The sequence below is a fragment of the Kribbella capetownensis genome (assembly GCF_004331485.1).
GTDB classification, from domain to species: Bacteria; Actinomycetota; Actinomycetes; order Propionibacteriales; family Kribbellaceae; genus Kribbella; species Kribbella capetownensis.
In genome coordinates this window covers 96,919-116,045 of the sequence record NZ_SJKD01000005.1, presented here as the reverse complement: position 1 = coordinate 116,045, position 19,127 = coordinate 96,919, and the positions used below count along the sequence as shown (strand labels likewise).

General features: G+C 67.6%; 23 protein-coding genes. 12 read left to right on the top strand and 11 right to left on the bottom strand.

Features of this window, described 5'->3' with window-relative positions:
• Positions 1 to 15: 15 nt before the first annotated feature.
• The 4 genes from E0H75_RS22230 to E0H75_RS22215 form a co-directional block, all read right to left on the bottom strand.
• On the bottom strand, positions 16 to 477 hold the full coding sequence (locus E0H75_RS22230; protein ID WP_131515571.1) for an organic hydroperoxide resistance protein: 462 nt from the start codon (positions 475 to 477) through the stop codon (positions 16 to 18).
• Positions 478 to 634: 157 nt separating this feature from the next.
• The gene (locus tag E0H75_RS22225) at positions 635 to 1,507 is read right to left on the bottom strand and encodes a cation diffusion facilitator family transporter (RefSeq protein ID WP_337589515.1); all 873 of its coding nucleotides are present in this window, start codon (positions 1,505 to 1,507) and stop codon (positions 635 to 637) included.
• Entirely contained in the window at positions 1,504 to 1,875 is a 372-nt protein-coding gene (locus E0H75_RS22220) for an ArsR/SmtB family transcription factor (RefSeq protein WP_202873148.1), read from the bottom strand. The genes E0H75_RS22225 and E0H75_RS22220 overlap by 4 nt, the downstream gene beginning before the upstream one ends.
• Positions 1,876 to 2,156: 281 nt before the next feature.
• Positions 2,157 to 2,717, bottom strand: coding sequence for a DJ-1/PfpI family protein (locus E0H75_RS22215; RefSeq protein ID WP_131515570.1), 561 nt, complete (start codon positions 2,715 to 2,717; stop codon positions 2,157 to 2,159).
• Positions 2,718 to 2,921: 204 nt separating this feature from the next.
• Here E0H75_RS22215 and E0H75_RS22210 point away from each other — a divergent pair, with 204 nt between their 5' ends.
• From E0H75_RS22210 to E0H75_RS22195, 4 genes are all read left to right on the top strand, one after another.
• Positions 2,922 to 3,929, top strand: a complete 1,008-nt coding sequence (locus tag E0H75_RS22210) for an ABC transporter ATP-binding protein (protein WP_131515569.1) — start codon at positions 2,922 to 2,924, stop codon at positions 3,927 to 3,929.
• The gene (locus E0H75_RS22205) at positions 3,929 to 4,744 is read left to right on the top strand and encodes an ABC transporter permease (protein WP_131515568.1); all 816 of its coding nucleotides are present in this window, start codon (positions 3,929 to 3,931) and stop codon (positions 4,742 to 4,744) included. Before E0H75_RS22210 ends, E0H75_RS22205 begins: the two co-directional genes overlap by 1 nt.
• Positions 4,737 to 5,570 (top strand): ABC transporter permease, encoded by an 834-nt coding sequence (locus E0H75_RS22200; protein WP_131515567.1) that lies wholly within the window; start codon positions 4,737 to 4,739, stop codon positions 5,568 to 5,570. Before E0H75_RS22205 ends, E0H75_RS22200 begins: the two co-directional genes overlap by 8 nt.
• 162 nt (positions 5,571 to 5,732) lie before the next feature.
• Complete coding sequence (locus tag E0H75_RS22195; protein ID WP_131515566.1) at positions 5,733 to 6,029, top strand: hypothetical protein; 297 nt, start codon at positions 5,733 to 5,735, stop codon at positions 6,027 to 6,029.
• Here E0H75_RS22195 and E0H75_RS22190 read toward each other — a convergent pair.
• Positions 6,012 to 6,785: a DUF899 family protein gene (locus E0H75_RS22190; RefSeq protein WP_131515565.1), complete on the bottom strand. Its 774-nt coding sequence runs from the start codon at positions 6,783 to 6,785 to the stop codon at positions 6,012 to 6,014. The two genes, E0H75_RS22195 and E0H75_RS22190, sit on opposite strands and share 18 nt — an antisense overlap.
• Positions 6,786 to 6,897: 112 nt before the next feature.
• Between E0H75_RS22190 and E0H75_RS22185 the strand changes: the two genes are divergently transcribed.
• Positions 6,898 to 7,821, top strand: coding sequence for an RNA polymerase subunit sigma-70 (locus E0H75_RS22185; protein ID WP_131515564.1), 924 nt, complete (start codon positions 6,898 to 6,900; stop codon positions 7,819 to 7,821).
• Here E0H75_RS22185 and E0H75_RS22180 read toward each other — a convergent pair.
• The gene (locus tag E0H75_RS22180; RefSeq protein ID WP_131515563.1) at positions 7,811 to 8,575 is read right to left on the bottom strand and encodes a carbohydrate deacetylase; all 765 of its coding nucleotides are present in this window, start codon (positions 8,573 to 8,575) and stop codon (positions 7,811 to 7,813) included. The genes E0H75_RS22185 and E0H75_RS22180 overlap by 11 nt on opposite strands.
• Positions 8,576 to 8,706: 131 nt before the next feature.
• On the opposite strand from E0H75_RS22180, the gene E0H75_RS22175 reads away from it, so the two are divergent.
• The 3 genes from E0H75_RS22175 (at position 8,707) to E0H75_RS22165 (ending at position 10,899) form a co-directional block, all read left to right on the top strand.
• The gene (locus E0H75_RS22175; protein WP_131515562.1) at positions 8,707 to 9,636 is read left to right on the top strand and encodes a haloacid dehalogenase-like hydrolase; all 930 of its coding nucleotides are present in this window, start codon (positions 8,707 to 8,709) and stop codon (positions 9,634 to 9,636) included.
• A gap of 163 nt (positions 9,637 to 9,799) precedes the next feature.
• Complete coding sequence (locus E0H75_RS22170) at positions 9,800 to 10,180, top strand: SHOCT domain-containing protein (protein WP_131515561.1); 381 nt, start codon at positions 9,800 to 9,802, stop codon at positions 10,178 to 10,180.
• A complete protein-coding gene (locus E0H75_RS22165) occupies positions 10,180 to 10,899 on the top strand; it encodes a neutral zinc metallopeptidase (RefSeq protein WP_131515560.1) in 720 nt (239 codons plus the stop codon). Before E0H75_RS22170 ends, E0H75_RS22165 begins: the two co-directional genes overlap by 1 nt.
• 5 nt (positions 10,900 to 10,904) lie before the next feature.
• Here the strand turns inward: E0H75_RS22165 and E0H75_RS22160 are convergent, their stop codons facing one another.
• From E0H75_RS22160 to E0H75_RS44665, 3 genes are all read right to left on the bottom strand, one after another.
• Positions 10,905 to 11,735 carry a YhjD/YihY/BrkB family envelope integrity protein gene (locus E0H75_RS22160; RefSeq protein ID WP_131515559.1) on the bottom strand — a complete coding sequence of 277 codons (831 nt, stop codon included), beginning with the start codon at positions 11,733 to 11,735 and terminating at the stop codon, positions 10,905 to 10,907.
• Positions 11,736 to 11,856: 121 nt separating this feature from the next.
• Positions 11,857 to 12,663 carry a class I SAM-dependent methyltransferase gene (locus E0H75_RS22155; RefSeq protein WP_131515558.1) on the bottom strand — a complete coding sequence of 269 codons (807 nt, stop codon included), beginning with the start codon at positions 12,661 to 12,663 and terminating at the stop codon, positions 11,857 to 11,859.
• Positions 12,660 to 12,977 carry a hypothetical protein gene (locus E0H75_RS44665; protein WP_202873118.1) on the bottom strand — a complete coding sequence of 106 codons (318 nt, stop codon included), beginning with the start codon at positions 12,975 to 12,977 and terminating at the stop codon, positions 12,660 to 12,662. The genes E0H75_RS22155 and E0H75_RS44665 overlap by 4 nt, the downstream gene beginning before the upstream one ends.
• A 296-nt stretch (positions 12,978 to 13,273) precedes the next feature.
• Between E0H75_RS44665 and E0H75_RS22145 the strand changes: the two genes are divergently transcribed.
• Positions 13,274 to 13,879, top strand: coding sequence for a TetR/AcrR family transcriptional regulator (locus E0H75_RS22145; RefSeq protein WP_420323304.1), 606 nt, complete (start codon positions 13,274 to 13,276; stop codon positions 13,877 to 13,879).
• Between the two features lie 42 nt (positions 13,880 to 13,921).
• A complete protein-coding gene (locus E0H75_RS22140) occupies positions 13,922 to 14,374 on the top strand; it encodes a hypothetical protein (RefSeq protein ID WP_131515556.1) in 453 nt (150 codons plus the stop codon).
• A gap of 10 nt (positions 14,375 to 14,384) precedes the next feature.
• Here the strand turns inward: E0H75_RS22140 and lhgO are convergent, their stop codons facing one another.
• Positions 14,385 to 15,578 (bottom strand): L-2-hydroxyglutarate oxidase, encoded by a 1,194-nt coding sequence (gene lhgO, locus E0H75_RS22135; RefSeq protein ID WP_131515555.1) that lies wholly within the window; start codon positions 15,576 to 15,578, stop codon positions 14,385 to 14,387.
• Between the two features lie 362 nt (positions 15,579 to 15,940).
• Between lhgO and E0H75_RS22130 the strand changes: the two genes are divergently transcribed.
• Positions 15,941 to 16,423 (top strand): DUF7144 family membrane protein, encoded by a 483-nt coding sequence (locus E0H75_RS22130; protein ID WP_131515554.1) that lies wholly within the window; start codon positions 15,941 to 15,943, stop codon positions 16,421 to 16,423.
• 504 nt (positions 16,424 to 16,927) lie between these two features.
• Here the strand turns inward: E0H75_RS22130 and E0H75_RS44225 are convergent.
• Positions 16,928 to 17,179, bottom strand: coding sequence for an ATP-binding protein (locus tag E0H75_RS44225; RefSeq protein WP_165553954.1), 252 nt, complete (start codon positions 17,177 to 17,179; stop codon positions 16,928 to 16,930).
• A 199-nt stretch (positions 17,180 to 17,378) separates the two neighbouring features.
• Here E0H75_RS44225 and E0H75_RS22120 point away from each other — a divergent pair, with 199 nt between their 5' ends.
• A complete protein-coding gene (locus tag E0H75_RS22120) occupies positions 17,379 to 18,908 on the top strand; it encodes a hypothetical protein (protein WP_238163197.1) in 1,530 nt (509 codons plus the stop codon).
• Positions 18,909 to 19,127: the final 219 nt, after the last annotated feature.

Below are 19,127 nucleotides of genomic sequence, written 5' to 3'. Positions count from 1 at the left end.
TGTTCCGCCGTACGGTCAGGCGGCGGCCTGCTCGATCTGCTCCCCGTCGACGCTGAGGATGACCTCGATGTTGCCGCGGGTGGCGTTGGAGTACGGGCACCGCTGGTCCGCGCGGAGCATCAGGTCCGCGGCGTCCGCGGCCGAGAGATTCGGTGCGTGCAGGTCCAAGGTCACCTGCAGGCCGAAGCCGCCGTGACCGGTCGGGCCGATCCCGACCCAGGACCGGATCTGGGAGTCGGCGGCGTCAAGCTTGCGACCCTGCGCGACGCCCAGCAGCGCCGACTGGAAGCAGGCCGCGAAGCCCACCGCGAACAGCTGCTCCGGATTCGTGCCGGCACCACCCTGACCGCCCATGTCCGCGGGCACCGACAGGTCGACGTCCAGATGACCATCGGTACTCCGACCATGCCCGGCCCGGCCGCCCTCCACGGTCGCCTCGGCGGTGTAGAGCACCCTGCTCAACGGTGTGGCTGGCATTCTGCTTCCTCTCTGACGCGCTGACAGACGGAGTCCCCAGAACGCGGGGGCTCACCTCCGACAATTGCGCACCAGCGGGCCGGTGTCGCTGCGGCCAGCCTCCGACCTCACGTACAGCCAGCCGGACGCCAGGCCTTCCTGTTAACAGGTACTGGGGTCAATCCTTGCAGCAGTCGTCGGTGCAGTGGCCGGCAGAGCCTTCGGAGTCGGCGATGGGTGAGCAGCAGCCTTCACCGCGCCAGGCTTGGAGACCCTCGCGGACCGCGACGCCGGCGATGACCAGCCCGGCGATCGGGTCGGCCCACCCCCAACCGAGTGTTGCGTTCAGCACGAGACCGAGCAGGAGTACTGCGGACAGGTAGGTGCAGAGGAGGGTCTGGGTGGAGTCGGCAACGACGGCGTTGGAGCCCAGGGCTCGGCCGGTACGCCGCTGCGCCCACGACAGCAACGGCATGACGATCAGCGAAGCGATCGCCAACCCGATCCCGACCCGCGAGGTGTCCGGGTCGGCGCCCGTGATCAGCGTCCGGATCGACTCGAAGCCGACGTACGCCGCGAGCGCGAAGAACGAGAACGCGAGCAGCCGGAGCGCCTGACGTTCGCGGGTCTCCGGGAGGCGGTGGCGGAACTGCCACAAAATGATCAGCCCGCTGGAGACCTCGACAACCGAGTCCAGCCCAAATCCGACGAGCGCAACGGAGCCGGCCACGAGGCCTGCGCTGATGGCGATCACGGCCTCGATCACGTTGTAGGTGACCGACGCGCCGGCCAGCAGCTGAGCACGGCGACCCAGGCGCCGCCGCTCCTCCGGATCACTAGTCCACGCGCTAGGCGGCGCAGTGCTGATCTGCACCGGCTGCAGCTGCAATTCCTGCCGACCGTCGATCGGTCGGTCAATGTACGCCGGCGGCGCGCCAGTCGAGTCGGCCGACGTACCCACCTGCGTCATCCACAACGTGCCGCTGTCCCCAGCTGTGTTGGCCGACGCCGCGGAGCTGCTGGTGTCGTCGCCGTGCTCGGGGTGGCTCATGACGTGGCGTCCTGGGTCTGCCGCGCCGCCTCGCCGAAGTTCGGGCAGAGCGCGACCGCATCACCGGTCAGGCTCAGCAGCCGCTCCGCAGCCGACAGCATCTCGAGCGTCGCCTCAGGATGCGTGAGGCTGAACACCGAAGCCCGCCCCTGCGGCCGAGACTCCACCAGCCCACAGTCCCGCAAACACGCCAAATGCTTCGACACCGTCGACTGCGCCAGACCCAAATGCTCAGTCAGATCCACCACCCGCTGCTCCCCCAACGCCAACCGCCGCACAATCGCCAGCCGAGACACATCACCAAACCCATTGAAGAGGCAAGCAGCCACCACCAACGTCCGCCCCTCACCATCCCCAACATCGACCATCCCACCTATCATCGCCATCCAGCGATCCTACCCTCCCCCACCCCCCGTGGGTACCCACCCCCCACCCGACCCACCGTCCGCCGGATCCCGCCCCACTGGCGGGTTGTTTCACCGATGACGCGCAACAACCCGCCAGCCGGTAGACAACCCACCACCCACCACGTCGCGGTACACCATCCAACGGATCCTGCGCAAAGCAAGGAAGGGGGGTGCAGCCGCCGCGAGCAGGCGATGCAGGAGCGCGCGTAGCCGCGGCGTCGGGGTGGACACCCTGGCTGTAGTCAGGCCGGTGCGTGTTCCTTCAGGATTGTCATGAAGGCTCGCATCCACGCGGGGTGGTCGGGCCAGGCGCGGCCGGATACCACGTTGCCGTCGACTACTGCGTCGCCGTCGACCCACTCGGCTCCGCCGGCCTTGATGTCGAGGGCGAGTGCCGGGTATGCCGACGTCTTGCGCCCGTTCAGCAGACCAGCAGCCGCCGGGATGAGCGGTCCGTGGCAGAGCTGAGCCACAGGCTTCGACTCGCCGTAGAAGTGCTTCACGATCCGCTGGCAGTCGGCGTCGTTGCGGATGTACTCCGGCGCCCGCCCACCCGGGATCACCAGCGCGACGTACTCCGCCGGGTCCACATCGGCGAACGCGATGTCGGCCTGCCAGGTGTGGCCGGGCTTCTCGGTGTACGTGTCGAATCCGTCCACGAAATCGTGCACCACGAACTGCAACTTCTTCACCGCCGGCGCCGCCACGTGGACGTCGTACCCCTCCTCGAGCAGGCGCTGGTAGGGGTAGAACACTTCGAGGTCTTCGGCGGCATCACCGGTCAGAATCAGCACCTTCGCCATCACGCCATCTCCTTCGCAGCCGGGGCTTCCACTCGCCAGCCTCTGCCCGCCGACCGAAGCAGGTCAAGGGTCGACCGACCCGGCCAGGGCGAGCGCGAAAGTCGAGTGCCGGGCCGAATCCAAACTGGTATGGTCCGATGACGCCCCGCAGGTCCCGGTGTGCGCGTGCGGAGACCTGCCGTCAGTGGAAGGTTGGATGCGCACGTGATCATCGAGGTCGCCGATCTCACCAAGGACTTCTCACGGCCGGATGTACGCCCGGGACGCTTCGCGGGCACGCGATCGCTGTTCACCCGGGCCCGCAAGGTCACCAGAGCGGTCGACGGGATCAGTTTCCAGATCGACGACGGTGAGTTGATCGGATTTCTCGGCCCGAACGGCGCCGGCAAATCCACGACGATCAAGATGCTCACCGGCATCCTGGTCCCCACCTCGGGCACCGTCACGGTCGCCGGCCAGGTGCCGTGGCGTGATCGGCGCCGGAACGCGCGCACCATCGGCGCGGTCTTCGGGCAGCGGACCCAGCTCTGGTACGACCTGCCGTTGCGCAACTCGTTCGAGATCATCCGAGACCTCTACTCGATGGATCCGGCGACGTACCGGACCCGGCTCGGGGAGTTCACCGAGCTGCTCGATCTGGACGAGTTCATCGACACCCCGGTGCGATCGCTCTCGCTCGGTCAGCGGATGCGTGGCGACCTGGTCGCCGCCATGCTGTACGCCCCGCGGATCCTGTATCTCGACGAGCCGACGGTCGGGCTCGATGTCGTTGCCAAGGGCAAGATCCGGGAGTTCGTCGCGGAGATCAACGCCGGCCGCGGTACGACGGTGATCCTGACCACCCACGACATGGACGACGTCGAGCGGCTCTGCCGGCGGGTGGTGATCATCGACCACGGCAAGATCCTGTACGAGGGCGACGTCGGGATGCTGAAGGCGCAGTACGTCACCAGCCGGGACGTCGTGGTGCACTGCACCGACTTCGACGCCACCACGATCTCGTCCCCGTTCGCGCAGGTGGTCTCGGCCGACACCTTCAAGGCGACGCTGCGGTTCGACCCGGAGGTGACGGCCGCCCCGAAGGTCGTCCACGACCTCACCTCGCGCTACCCGATCACCGACCTGTCCCTGCTCGAACCGGACCTCGAGGACGTGATCCGGCAGCTGTACACGGAACGAACGCCGGTGCCCGCACGCGGTACGGGCGCCTGATGCCCGTCGACACGCTGAGCACGCGCCTGACCGGGCTTCGCGGCTTCTACCGAGCCGGGTACCAGTCGGTCCTCGCCTACCGCGCGGACCTCCTGTTCGGGATCGTCGGGCTGGTCATCCAGGCCACGCTGACCGTGGTCGTCTGGCGCGTTCTGTTCACCGGTCACGACCAGGTGGCCGGCATCGGGAGCGCCACCGCGGTCGCGTACGCCGTACTCGCCGCCTGTCTTCAGGCTGTCGTCATGCCCTGGCAGTTCTCGTCGCTCCCGCTCCGGGTCATGCGCGGCCAGATCGGCGTGGACATGATCCGGCCGCGGTCGCTGATCAGCCAGAACCTGGCCCAAGCCGGCGGCACGATGGTCGGCAGGCTTCCCCTCGGGGCAGCGGGCCTGGTCACCGGCCTCGCGCTCGGAGCGGTGAAGGCGCCGCACAGCGTGCTCGACCTGCTGGTTTCGGTCGTGTCGATGGCGCTCGGTGTCGCGAACATCCTGACCATCAATCTGCTGGTGTCGATGACCGCCTTCTGGACCCTCGAGATCGGCGGCATCATGATCCTCTACCGGTTCGGGTCGGCGTTCCTGTCCGGCGCCTTGATCCCGCTGTGGTTCATGCCGGAGTGGCTGCAACCGATCATCAGCTGGCTCCCGTTCCAGGCGCAGATCTACGCGCCGCTGTCCATCTGGTTCGGGACCCGGCATGGGGCCGACCTGGTCGGCACGCTCGCACTCCAGCTCGCCTGGGTGATGGTGCTCTTCCTGCTCCTGCAACTGGTCTGGCGCCGAGCCGTCCACAGGGTGGTGGTGCTCGGTGGCTGAGCAGGTCAAGACCTTGTCCCCGATCCGGGAGGATCTGCGCGCTAGCCGCATCCTGCTGCGGGCCGGCTGGCGTGCGGCGATGAGCTATCGCATCAGTTTCCTCTCGGCGATCCTCGGCGGGATGGTGCTGCAGGGGACGCAACTGTTGTTCATCGGGGTCCTGCTGGCGAAGTTCAACGTCATCGACGGCTGGCGCCTGAACGACATCGCGTTCCTGTTCGGGATGCGGCTCGCCGCGCACGCGTTCTACGTGGTGCCGTTCGGTGCGCTGCTCTCCATCGATCAGGCGATCCAGCAAGGCGATGTCGACCGGTACCTGCTGCGCCCGGCCGGGACCTATCTCCAGGTGATCACCCGCTACGCACCACTCATGGCGCTCGGCGATGCGCTGCTCGGGTTCGGAGCGGTGGCGGTCTTCGCCCCTCAGGCCTCGGTGGACTGGACGCCGGGAAAGGTGGTGTTCCTGATTGCCGCCCTGGTCGGTGGTGGTCTGGTCGAGACCGGCATGCAAACCTTCCTGGCCGGGCTGTCCTTCCGGATGACGTCCACGATGTCGCTGCGGATCCTCGCCGACGACACCATCACGCGGTTCAGCGGCTATCCGCTGACGATGTTCAGCCGCTGGGGATTCCTGTCCCTCACCTTCATCTTCCCGATGGCGTTCATCGCCTACCTGCCGGCCACCGTGCTCCTCGGCCGCACCGACGACCTGCCGATCCCTGCCTGGCTGGCGTACCTCTCACCGGCCGGCGGACCGGTCGTCTTCGCCATCGGTCTCGTCTTCTTCAACCGGATGATCCGGAGCTACACCAGCCCGGGCAGTTGAGGTCGCCGAAAACCCCGGTTGATCGCGCTCGGTCATGGTCAGAGCACGGGCCGTTCGCCCAGAAATTCTCCCTGCTGGAAACGCTTATTTGACACTTCCCGGACGCCGTTCGCCGTGCCACGCTGCTGCTGTCGACAGGGCGGACTGGAGGTGCGCCGAGAGATGAGCCTGGCAAGTCAGTCGATGGTTCTTGTCACTGCGATTCGCCTGGCCAATGGTCACGACGACCTGGATGGTGTGACCACCGTCCGATGGGAGGGCAACGCGGGGCCGGAGGAAAGCTCTATCGGCGATCTCGTGGTCTGGATCGCCCGGTCACGGGGGCATGCGTACCTCCAATGGCCCAGCGGACAGCGCGGGCCGCGCCTGCAGGTAGCCAACCAGCGGACGCGCCGCTCGGTGCGCAGCGGCCTCACGGCCGACGGCAGCGACGGTCTACTGTCATTGCCCCGGTTCTGACGCTGGTTGTCCACAGCAATGACCCGCCGGGTCACCGGCCGACTCGTCCCGCCGTACGGCGCCCGGCCTGGTCCACTGCGGAACGGGACGGCCATCCTTGGCCCACCAGGTGTAGGTCCGGTACTGCGGCCAGCCCGCCGGCGAGTCTTCCCACACTTCCTGACGGCCGTACACCGTCAGGTCGAGCAGGTGAGCCTGCGCCATGATCGTCTCGACACCCCGGCCGATCGTCTCGTGGGTCAGGAAGACCCGTTCGCCGATCCGTAGGTAACAGGCGATGTTGCCCGGCTCGTCCAGGAGACCCGGCCCGACCCCGAGGTCTTCGACGCCGGCCATCGAGTACCACGGCAGGGTGTAGCCCATGAACTCACGGAACGGGACGATCTCCTCCCACGGTCCCTCGCAGAACACCGCGAACGACACTCCGCGATGGTTCAGGTAGCTGGCGTCGTGGACGTCGAAGATCGACGCGGTGCACCCCTCGCACTGCCCTGCGATCCCCTTGCCGGTGTGCCACATGTGCTTGTAGGCGATGAGTTGGTCGCGGTCGTCGAACACCTCCAGTAACGAGACCGGCCCGTGCTCGCCGACCAGGGTCGCCGACGCGTCCACCTCGGTCATCGGCAGCCGGCGCCGGGCCGCGGCGATCGCGTCGCCCTCCCGGGTGTGGGCCTTCTCGCGGGCGAGCAGCCCACGGCGTTCGCGGAGGAAGGTCTCCCGGTCGACGATCGGTGGCGTGGCGGTCGCTTCGGTCATGGCGTCGTCCTCTCGGTTGATGCTGTCAGAAGGTTGGACGAGCAATCCGGCGAATCGTCATCGCTCTTTCTTTCGCGCAATTGGCCAAGGGCGGCGTTGGTACGGTGACCGCATGACGAGCGCCGCAGCCGACGAGCGGTTCCGCGATGCGTTCGACGAGCACCGGCGCTCACTGCACGCGCACTGCTACCGGCTCGCAGGGAATGTCGCCGATGCGGACGACCTGGTGCAGGAAACGTTCCTCCGCGCCTGGCGCTCCCGTGCGCAGTACGAGGGTCGGGCGGCGATCCGGACCTGGCTCTACCGGATCTCCACCAATGTCTATCTCGACCACCACAAGGCTGCGGCGCGGCGGACCGTACCAGCGGGCGACCCGCTCGAGTGGTGTACCGATATCGGCCCCTATCCCGACTCCGTACCGAGCGAGGACCCGCAGTCCGGTCTGGTGGCACGGGAGACGGTCGAGCTCGCGCTGATCGCCGCGCTGATGTATCTGCCGCCACGGCAACGGGCGGCGTTCGTCCTTCGCGACGTGTCGGGCTGGACGGCGGCCGAGATCGCCGATGCCCTCGAACTCGCCGTTCCTGCGGTCAACAGTCTGATCCAGCGTGCCCGGCGGACAATTCGCCGGCACGCTCCGGGTGATCCGCGGCAGTGGCGCCGACCGGCACTGACCGCCGAGGACGAGGAGATCCTGCGCCGCTACGCGGCAGCGACCGATCCCGCGAGCCTCCGGGAATTGCTGGCCGACGACGTGCGCATCACGATGCCGCCGGACGTACCGGTCATCGGGATCGATGCCGTTGCCGAGTTCCTGACCAGGCCGCTGGACTGGCGAACGTTCCCGTCCGCCGCCAACGGCCGCCCTGCCCTCATCTGCTATCTGCGCAGCCCCGGCAGTGATCAGTACGACGCCATGGTCGTCGACGTCCTCACCATCGAGAACGGCCGGATCGTGGAGAGCAACGCCTTCGTCGGACCACACCACGTCGCCGCCTTCGGCATGCCGGCCGCCGTACCGGCTGTCAGTCGCTGAACGCGTTGCGCATCGACACCAGCTCGATGCCGCGCTCCTCGATCGCCTTGCGGATCTCCGGGTCGGTCACGATTTCCTGGTCCGACAGCCGGTACTCCTCAGCCCATCGATAGGTGTACGTGCCGGGCGAGGTCATCGCCGCGAGTTCCGGATGGGCGGCGGCGCAGTGCGTGACCAGGAGGTGTACGCCGGGCGTCAGGCCGGCGATGTGGTCGAGCATCCACGCCTTCTTGCCGTCCGCCTCCCGGTCGCTCAACGTCACGATCGAGGCGAACCGCTGCGACTCCACGGGGCCGTAGATGAACGGCTTGCCGGCGGCGTCCGAGACCTCGTCGTACGCCGACTCCTGCGCGGACTGCCCCATGTGCACGTCCAGGTAGTCGATCGCGAGCCCTTCCGCGGCGAACTTCGCCACCTGGGCGGACAACTCGCGGACGGAGTCGTCATAGGTGATGGAAGCCCGGGCCGCATCGACTGTGCGGAGGAACGTCGCGTCATCACCGACCAGCGACGGTCCATCGGTCAGCGGCCGCCAGCGCAGGAAGTCCCATTCGCAGGTCAGGGTCTGATGCACGCCGAGCGGTATCCCGGACTCACGCGCCAGTGCGGCGGCCTCGGTGAACCACGGGCACGCGGCCATCGTGGAGGCCTGCGTCAGGATCCCCTCCCGGAACGCCTGGATCGTGCCGACGTTGACGGCATGACACATACCGAAGTCGTCACCTTGAACGATGAGCCTGATGTCACCAGCCACGCGCACTCCTCAGATCGGCGAACGAACCCGAGAACGACCGTACCCCTGAATCACCCGGCCGGGAGGACGACCCCAGGGCCGTCCGGCGGCGAAGCTGAAGCGGAACGTGGGCGGATTCGAAGGGAGCCACGATGACTGAGCAGCTGGGGTCCTGGCGGGAGGGCGCGGCCAAGGACGCCATCCGGGACTTCGTCGCGCGGGTCGGCGACGAGAGCTCGAGTGAGTTCGTCCCGGTGGAGGAGCGGGTCGCGGTGTTCGACAACGACGGCACGCTGTGGTGCGAGAAGCCGATGCCGGTCCAGGTCGGCTTCATCCTGAAGCGCTTCGCGGCCATGGCCGAGCAGGACCCGGCGCTCCGCGACCGGCAGCCGTGGCAGGCGGCGTACACGCATGACTTCGACTGGCTCAGCCAGGCGTTGGTCAAGCACTACAACGGTGACGACAGCGACCTGAAGGTGCTGCTCGGCGGGGTGCAGCAGGCGTTCGGCGGGATGAACGTCGAGCAGTACGCCACCGATGTGGAGACCTTCCTGGCAAGTGCCGCGCATCCGACGCTCAAGCGCCCGTACCGCGAGTGCACCTTCCTGCCGATGGTCGAGTTGCTGCGGTACCTGGAGGACAACGGGTTCAGCACGTACATCGCCTCGGGCGGCGACCGGGACTTCATGCGGCCGGCCGCGGTGCCGCTGTACGGAATTCCGCCGGACCGCGTGATCGGCAGCAGCTTCGGCCTGCAGTACGTCGAGGACGAGCACGGCAGCGCGGTGATGTACAAGGCGGGTCTGGACGTCTTCGACGACGGTCCGGAGAAGCCGGTGCGGATCTGGAGCCGGGTGGGTCGCCGGCCGGTGCTGGCGGGTGGCAACGCGAACGGCGACATCCCGATGCTGAACTTCGCCGGCGGTCCGGCCCGGCCGGCACTCAGGCTGCTCGTGCTGCACGACGACGCCGATCGGGAGTTCGACTACGTCGCCGGTGCGGAGCGGGCACTCGAGCGGGCGGGTGACCAGCGCTGGACCGTGGTCAGCGTGAAGAACGACTGGACCACGGTCTTCGGTTGATCAGCCGGCCACGGTCCGGACCGGAGCTCATCCACCCCGGGGGATTTCAGACGGCCGCCGGACCGCGACCGTGGTCCGGAAGGGACCGGCGGGGGCCGCGGGGCCAGATGTTCGATACGTCGCCGACAGCCACTGATCGGCGCGACAGCGAAGGGATGCAGTCATGAGTTTCTGGGACGTCATCTGGTTCATCATCGTCACATTCGCGTTCGTCGCGTACCTGATGGTGTTGTTCCACATCATCACGGACATCTTCCGCGACAAGGGGCTGTCGGGATGGCTCAAGGCCATCTGGGTGATCTGTCTGGTCATCGTCCCGCTGCTGACCGCGCTGGTCTACCTGATCGCCCGCGGCAGGGGCATGGCCGAGCGTTCAGCGGCGGCTTGGGGAAGCGCGAAGGCCGCGCAGGACGACTACATCAAGTCGGTCGCCGGGTCCTCGTCGTCGCCGGCCGAGCAGATCGACAAGGCACAGCAACTCCTCACCGCGGGCACGATCACCCAGACGGAGTTCGACACCCTCAAGGCCAAGGCCCTCGCGTAGTGACAGCTGCCGACCCGGTGTTCCGACGCCTCAGGCTCAGCGGACTCGCGGCCACGGTCGCGGTCCTCGCGGTCGCCTGTGGTACGCCGACGTCCGCACCACCCGCCGGTACGGCGACCACCGCGACGGCAGAGGCTGAGAGGACCAGCACCACGGCGCCGGTCGATCTCCAGGCCATGCGTGTGGACGAGCAGACCGCCGTCAAAGCGGTGGACACCTTCTGGCGCACACACTTCGCCGAGGAGTTCGGCAAGGAGTACCAGAGCCCTCGAGTGGAGGGCGGCTACGTCGGTGCGAACGGACCACAGTGTGGAGGAGAGCCGTCGGTGCCGTTCAACGCGTTCTACTGCGGGCCGGGCGACTTCCTTGCGTGGGACGAGCAGTTGATGGAGGCGGGCTACAGCCAGATCGGGGACGCGTGGATCTACCTCATCATCGCCCACGAGTGGGGCCACGCGATCCAGGCCAGGCTGAACCGGGACCAGGTCTCCGTCCAGGCAGAGCTGCAGGCGGACTGCCTGGCCGGAGCCGCGCTCCAGGGCGCCGCGAACGACGGGGTGATCAAGATCGAGCCCGGCGACAGCGAGGAGCTCGCCCAGACCCTGGCCGCTGTCGCCGACGACTACCCCTGGACCAACGAGAGCGATCACGGCAACGCCCAGGAGCGGACGTCGGCCTTCAGCACCGGAGTGCAAGGAGGTGTGTCGGCCTGCGCCTGAAGCGGCTAGCCGGTACGGCGTTCGTCGTGCTCCGCGAGGGCCGCGCCGAGTTGGGCGCCGACGACCGCTGAGGCGACGACGAGCAGAGCGAGTACGACGAGCCAGGAGATGAGCGCGATCGCCACCCCGATCACGCCGTACCGCTCTGTGTTGCGCTCGATCAGGTGCGGCACGTACACGGCACCCGCGGAGGTGACGGCCACCTGGGCCACCGCGCTCACGACGGCGCCCGGGAACAGCAGGCGCCAGGAGACCCGACCGCTCAGCAGCAGCCGGCTGGCGAGCCACCACCCCGGAACCGCCGCACAAGTCTGCGCGATCACGGTGACGAGGAGGCCGCCCGGCAGCTCATTGGCCAGGCTCGCCAGGTAGCCCAGCAGGACCAGCGCGATGAGGAGGAGGAAGGCACCCTCGATGCCGTTGATCGTCCTGCGCAGCCCACGCGCCGGCAGGTGCCAGGCGATCTCGTAGGTCCGCTGGACCGATCGCGCGAAGCTGCTCGCGGACACCAGGATGGTGATCACGCTCAGGAAGGTCAGACCGCCCGAGCCGGCCGGCGGCCGCCCGAACAGGGACCGCACCGCGTCCGCGGACGCGCCGGTCAGCGAGAACCTGTCGATCACCCAGTCACCGATCGCGAGCGAGTCGGAGCTGCTGACCAACGTCGCCAGCACGATCATCAGCGGAATCAGCGCGATGAAGGCCTGCCCTGCCAGCGTCAGCGCCCGGTCGTAGAACCTGATCTCGATCGCGGAGACCACGATCCGCCAGACGATGCTCCGCCGTACCATTCGCACCGCCCGCAGGACCAGCGGATGCTCGGCCCACCGCTTCATCACGGGTCCCAGCTCCCACCCATCGCACCGCTCCCCCGGGCACACGCATCACGGACCTACGACGCTAGGCGCGACCGCCGACGCAGTACACCTCCACGGCGGGTGAGGACGCGCTACCGCGCTACCGTGCCGTGGCGACCGCCTGGATGGCTCGGAGCCGGCCGTCGGACAGGCCTTCGGTGAGGTTCTTGACGCGCTCACGGAAGTTGGGGACGAACGCGTGCAGCCCGAGCGGGCTCGGTGGCAGCGATTGCATCGCTCGCATCATGGCGCCGACCTGCTCGGTCAGCTCCGTCCAGTGATCGACGGTGAATCCGGCCGACTCGATCGCGGTACGCAGGGCTGCCGGCGTACTCAGATGGGTGTGCTCGGGTACGTCGGCCCACGGCAACGGGTAGTCGAGTTCACGCCCGTCGCCGGCGGCGATGTCCCACACGGCGAGCTGACCGCCGGGCCTCAGGACCCGCCTCGCCTCCTGATAGAGACGGTCCTTGGCGGCCACGTTCATCTGGACATGCTGGCTGAACACGACGTCGAACGACGAGTCGTCGAAGGGCAGCGCGGTCACGTCTGCCCGGCGTACGACGATCCGGTCGTCCAGCCCGACGAGACCGTTGAGCCAGCGGGCGGTGTCGCAGTACTCCTTGGACAGGTCGACCGCCGTCACGGCGCAGCCGAATCGAGCGGCCAGGTAGCGTGCGGTTCCTCCGATACCTGTGCCGGCGTCCAGGATCTCGCTGTCCGGCGTGAGCTCGACCAGGTCGACGAGCTGGCCGGTGACGAGACGTCCGCCGGTGTGGTAATCCTCGAGCAGCGCGAGATCGGCGGCCTCGAGTCCGTCGAGGTCTTTGCCTGCGGCAACGAGGGCCTGCTCGATGGCTGCCCGGGATGTGCCGGTCACGTACTGGGCCGGAAGTGCGTCGGTCATGCCATTTCCTCCACTCCGTGGCGGGACGCGATGTCGGCGATCGCGCCGGCCAGGAGGTCCGGGTGTTCGCTGGTGGTCAGGTGGCCGCCGACGTACAGGGGCACTGTGCCGTTCAGTTGCCGGGCGAGGGCACCGAGCGGCGATCTGAGCATCGGAGTGCCTTGCCAGGGGTGCGTATGCGAGTCGGCGAACAGACCGCCGTTCACCATGAAGACCGCGGTGATGTCCGGCCCGCCTTGGCGGCGCAGGAGTTCGAGCAGGGCCAGTGAGCTGTAGTCGAAGGTGACCACGACGGTACGCCGTGGTGCCGCCATAACGCCTCGACGAGATCGGCCCGTCCGACCGTGGAATGCGGGTAGCGCCTGGGTTTGTCCGAATCGCCTTGCCCGACGGGGTCGACGTACAGGCGTGGTCTCGCCTCGGTCAGTACTCGTGCGGACTTCGGGTCGTAACAGATTCGCTGTCCGCCGGCGAACCCTGCATCCGCGGTCACCCACGGCGTGTCGGTAGTCGTCTCCATCAGGAGCCCTCCCGCGAAGTTATGTGGACACCGTCCACATTAACTCGGTTTTGTGGACAGTGTCCACATTGATAACCTGAGCTGGTGAGCATCGGCGAGGAAGCACCCCGGTCGCGGCGGCGCCCGCGAGGCGACGTACGCGCCGGCCTGGTCGCGGCCGGAGTCGAGCTGGCTCGCACGGGCGGTCCCGACGCGGTCGTCCTGCGCGAAGCGACCCGGATCGTCGGCGTCGTACCCAACGCCGCCTACCGGCATTTCGCCGACCGCGACGAGCTACTCGCGGAGGTCTGCACGGTGGCAATGAACGAGTTGGCCGACCGGATGGCTACGGACATCGCACGCGTGCGCGGCAGGCGCGGGACTCCCGGTGCGGCGCAACGCCGGCTGGGCGCGATCGGAACGGCGTACCTGCGATTCGCGCATGAGGAGCCAGGGCTGTTTGCTACCGCGTTCGCTGTGCCGCAGCAGCACGGCTATAACGACCGCACTCCCCTGGGTCTGCTGCGCGACGCGTTGGACGAGCTGGTGGAGGCGGGCGTCCTCGACCCGCAGCGACGCGAGGGCATCGAGTACCCCATCTGGTCCATCGTGCACGGGACCGCCGTACTCACCGGCCAAGGGCCGCTTCGCGATGCGCCCGATCTGCGCCAGATCGAGAGTCTCAGCCTGGCTTTCATCGCCAACAGCCTCACGTAGCGACGGCGTTAGGCTGGCCTGAACGTAGGTCTGGAGGCCGTGATGGATGCTGATGCCAAGCAGCGCGTCAAGGACGCGCTGATCGCTCAGGCCGAAGCGGGGCTCCGGTCGTCGCAGGCGAGTGTGGCGGAGCACGACTCCGCCGCGATGCTGGACTCCGACGTCGCGGACTCGGTCGACGACCTGTCCCAGTCCGGCGAGGCCGCTGACCTGGGCGGCCTGCTCGACGATGTCGAGGATCGGCAGAAGCGGATCCTGGCCCAGATCAAGGGCCTCGACTTCGGGGTCAAGTCGGCTGTCGCGCCAGGCGCACTCGTCGGCTTCGACGGGAATCGGTACGTCGTCGGCGTGGTGGCTGAAGCGTTCGAGTGCGACGGCGCCACGTACGAGGGGCTCTCGTCCGATTCACCGATCTACGCGTCGCTCAAGGGGCTGGGGCGTGGCGACACCTTCAGCTTCGGCGGCCGCGAACATCGCGTCGATTTCCTCGCCTGACCTCTGACCTTCAGGCTCGGCGGCCGCAGAGTTCCTGGGCGATGTGTTCGCCGATCGGAAGGCATGCTGTCGCGGCTGGGGACGGCGCGTTGAGGACATGCAGTGTCCGGCCGTCACGGAGGAACAGGAAGTCGTCGACGAGCTGTCCCTGCTTCGTCACCGCCTGAGCACGGACGCCAGAGCCTGCCCGCCGTACGTCGGCCACCTGCAAGTCGGGCAACATCCGCTGCGCTGCTTTGACCAGGGCCTTGCCGGTGAGCGAGCGCACAAACTCCTGCGCCCCGGTCTTGCCATACCGCCGTGCGAGCCGCCAGGAACCGCGGTACGTCAACGACTCCCACAGGTCCTTGGGCACGATCTTCGTCCAGCGGTAGCCTTCCCGAGCCAGAGCCGGTACGGCGTTCGGCCCGATATGCACCGTGTCGTCGATACCGCGGGTCAGGTGCACACCGAGGAAGGGCAGATCCGGGTCAGGCACCGGATAAACCAGTCCCTTCACCAGATAGTCACGCTCCGGCACGATCTCGCTGTACTCACCGCGGAACGGCAGGATCCGCACGCCCGGCTCGAGACCCGAGGCTCTCGCGAGCCGGTCACTGTGCAGCCCGGCGCAGACCGCGACCCGATCCGCCTCGATCACCTCGTCCGTCGTCTGCACCCGCACGACTGAGCCGGCGCTGTGGACCGAGGTGACCGTCACCCCGGTGCGGATCTCGCCGCCCTCTGCCCGAACGTCGTCGGCCAGCGCACGCGACACCAGCTTGAAGTCCACGCGCCCGGTCGAATCGACCGCCAGTGCGCCGCTCACGCGCAGGTGCGGTTCGCGTTCCCTGACCTCGTCGAGGGTCAGCCGCCGTACCGGCACGCCGTTCTCATGCCCACGGTCGAACAGCCGGTCGAGCTGCACCATCTCAGCCTCGTTGGTGGCGACCACGAGCTTCCCGGGGACATCGACCGGAATCTCTTTGGCCTCGCAGAACTCCCGCAACGCCGCCCCGCCGGCAACCGCCAGCCGAGCCTTCAGCGATCCAGGCTTGTAGTACAGCCCCGAGTGAATGACGCCCGAGTTGTGTCCAGTCTGGTGGGCCGCTACCGCGGACTCCTTCTCCAGCACCACAACCGGCGTACCCGGATCCAGCCGCTGCAAAGCGCGCGCGACCGCCAGCCCCACAACGCCGCCACCAACCACGACCGCTGAACCCATCAAGCCCTCCCGCGCCTAGACATCCCGGACAAAAGAACCACCGACCCACCCCCGAGATACAGCCCACAAGCCGCTGATCCGTCACAGTCACAGTAAGTGCTCAACTGACGCGGCAGCGTCGTCACACCCGGGGGCAGGGTTGATGGTTCGAACGTGTGGTGGGGCGCCGGGCTGCTCCCTGCGCTCGAAGAAGATCGGCGAGTAAGACCGGCCGGGCGTTGATCAGGCCCAGTTGACGTGTACGCCCTCCGGCTCGACTCATCCGGGCGGGGTGAGGCGGTGGGCGGGGGCAGAGGGAGAGCATCCAGGTGCGGCCCGCTGCTGATTGCGGCCGGCGGACGCAGGGAGAGGAGAGGGCAGACATGGCTGAGCACAGTGGGAGAAGGCTGGCCGGCTTCGTCGCTTTCGCCGGCGCGTTGCTGATGGTGGAGGGCCTGCTCAATGTGGTCCACGGGCTCACCGCCCTGCTCTCCGACGAGCGGCTGGGGATCCATCGGGACAACCTCATCATCGTGAACGTGACCGCCTGGGGATGGGTCGTCCTGATCTCCGGGCTGCTCCTCATGCCCATCGGCGGCGCCCTGCTGACAGGAGCGCCCTGGTCCCGGATCGCCGGGATCGTGGTCGTCAGCCTGCACGCGGTCACACAGATCGCCTGGCTCAATGCCTACCCGGTCTGGGCCCTGCTGATGATCGCCCTGGACGTCATCGTCCTGTACGCCCTCACCGCCCGCTGGTCCGACGTACGAGACAGCCTGGGAGGCGTAGGCGACGCCCCCTGGACCGCCCTAGAAGGCCCCGAACTCTCCAACGCCGAGCGCCACGGCTCCCCTCCCGTCGGCTAGGTGTCGCGGTGGCTGGACAACCGCCCAGCGAGAGTTGCCGCCTCCAGCCTGGTCGACGTGCCGGTCTTGCGGAGGATGTTGGAAGCTGAGACATGGCCTCCTGCCAAAGCACCCCGGCCGCGTGACACTTGCCGATCGCGTCCCGCCACAGTGCGCCCTGACCCGGTTCGTCCTTCAGCCGAGCAACCTCGGCGTCGAACAGTGCCTTGGCCATCGCCTGGTCCACGACATCTGGCCGCGGCCTCGCGAATGGTTCCTGTGGCCACGCTCCGATCAGGTCGTCGAGGACGCCGACGGCCCGCGTCGCACCCTTCGCATCACCCGCATCGCGGGCGGTGCGGGCTGTTTCAGCAGCAGCGTGGGCGAGTTCCACCAAGTGGTCCTCGGCGTAGTTGGGTCCAACGCCGGCAGGTACGACGGATCGGCTGTGGAGCACTCGCAGCGCCTCGTGCGGTTGGCCGGAGGCTGCCTCGGTCGCGGCGTCAGCTCGCGCCAGCCAGGTCCTCAGGGCAGCGGCGCGAACGGGACCGATGTCTCACCGAAGTGCACACAGGTTCCCCAGAGGACCTGCGTCTCCTGGCTCAACCGCGCGCAGGCCTCACGAACGAGCCGGGTTTTCCCGATCCCCGCCTCACCATGCACCACGACCGCGCAGGGACGACCGCTTGCGGCCGCCTCCAACCCATCCGCGAGCTGCTGCTGTTCAGCTCCCCGACCAGCGAGCCGAACACCCGGACCCAACCAGGACGCCCCCACGGGTTCAGTGTCCCCGCCCACCCGACACCACCACTCGACCGCGCTTGCGACACCGCCGACGTCGTTGACAAGACGTTGGGTGGAGACCAATGTCGAAGGAACACGGCTCCAGGGGAAAACAATGCCAGCTTCAGGGGAGATTTCTGTTGCGGATGGTGCTCCTAAGGAGGTCAAGGATCGTTCGAAGAAGGAGCCGCGGGTGCCGCAGTTCGATGCGACTGTCGGCGTGCCTGATATCAAGTTGGCGAAGCGGAGTGGGACGCCCAGGCATCGGCTGGTGGCGATCGGGGATTCGCTGACACACGGGTTCCAGAGTGGGGCGGTGTTCAACACCGACATCTCGTTCCCGGCCATCATCGCCTACGAGCTCGGCTGGCTCGACAAGTTCCGCTATCCGCGTTATCCCGGGTACGGCGGTCTGCCGTTGAACATGGAGCTTCTGCTTCGCGAGTTGGCGGACCGGTTCGGCGCCGAGCTGAACCTGTTCGAAGTTCCGCTCGCGCTGTTCGCGGCCAGGTCGTGGATGGGCAAGCTCGAGGACTACTACGAGCGTGGCGACGGCAGCCACGTGCCGAAGACCAGCGGGTACAACCACGCCTTGGCCGTGTACGGCTGGGACCTGCGCGACGCGCTGGAGAAGACCTATGACACCTGCGCCGCACGGATCGGCTCACCCCACGACGACCTGATCCACCAGGTCGTCCAGAACCACAACAATCGGGCCGCCGTGTCCGTCTATCCGAACGGGTCGGACGACGATCGGAAGCTGACTCTCTTCCAGACCGCGGCGAAGCTGGGAGACGAGAAGGAAGATTCCGAGTGCGGTGTCGAGACCTTGGTCGTGTTTCTGGGCGCCAACAACGCGCTGAAATGCGTGACCCAGCTGCGCGTCGGCTGGAGCGGTGACGACTTCCGTGACCTCGGCAAGAAGGAGCAGTACACGGTCTGGCAACCAAGTCATTTCGCCGCCGAATTCGCTGAGATCGTCGAGGAGATCAAGAAGATCAATGCGCGCCACGTCATCCTCTGCACCGTCCCGCATGTGACGATCCCGCCGATCAGCCGGGGCATCGGCACCAAGATCCAGCCGGGTTCACGGTACTTCCCGCACTACACCAGGCCGTGGGTGAGCGACGCGGACTTCGACCCGCGCCAGGACAAGTCCATCACCGGCCCGGAAGCGTTCGCGGTGGATGTCGCGATCGACATGTTCAACCAGACCATCGAGGACGCCGTACGCGCGGCCCGCAAAGGAAACCCGGCCCGCGACTGGTACCTGCTCGACGCCGCCGGCCTGCTCGACCGGATGGCGTCTCGTCGCTTCATCACCGACCCGAACGCGCGACCGGACTGGTGGACGCCGTACCCACTCCCGCCGGCTCTGAAAGCACTGCAGCCCGTCGTCGACTCGCGGTTCCTCGCCAGTGACGGCCATGGCGGACGTGCGGCCGGCGGTCTCTTCTCGCTCGACGGCGTCCATCCGACCACGGTCGCCTACGGCATCCTCGCGCAGGAGACGATCAACATCCTCCGCCTCGCCGGCGTTCCGTTCACCACCCCGACCGGCACGCCGCGCCCGGACCCCGTCAACGTCGACTTCGACCGCCTGATCCGCCTCGACACCCTGGTCCAACACCCACCCGAAAACGTCACTCCGACCCTCGACATCCTCAGCTGGGCCGACGAAAAACTCGACTGGGCCAAACGAGCCCTCACCTTCCTCAGCTGACCTCACCCCGTGACGGCACCCGACTCGGTGGCCGCACGTGGTTGCGTGGTGATCAAGTGGGCGGACTCATCGGGAAGACCCGAATGATGACTGCGGTGTCGGTGGCATCCGGCGCCGAGCCATCGGCAAATGAGCGAATCACCTGGTGGAGTCGAGCCCGAAGCTCCACCAGTTGGCCCTCGCTCAGTGCGACCACCTCGCTGAAAGCGAGTCCTGTAC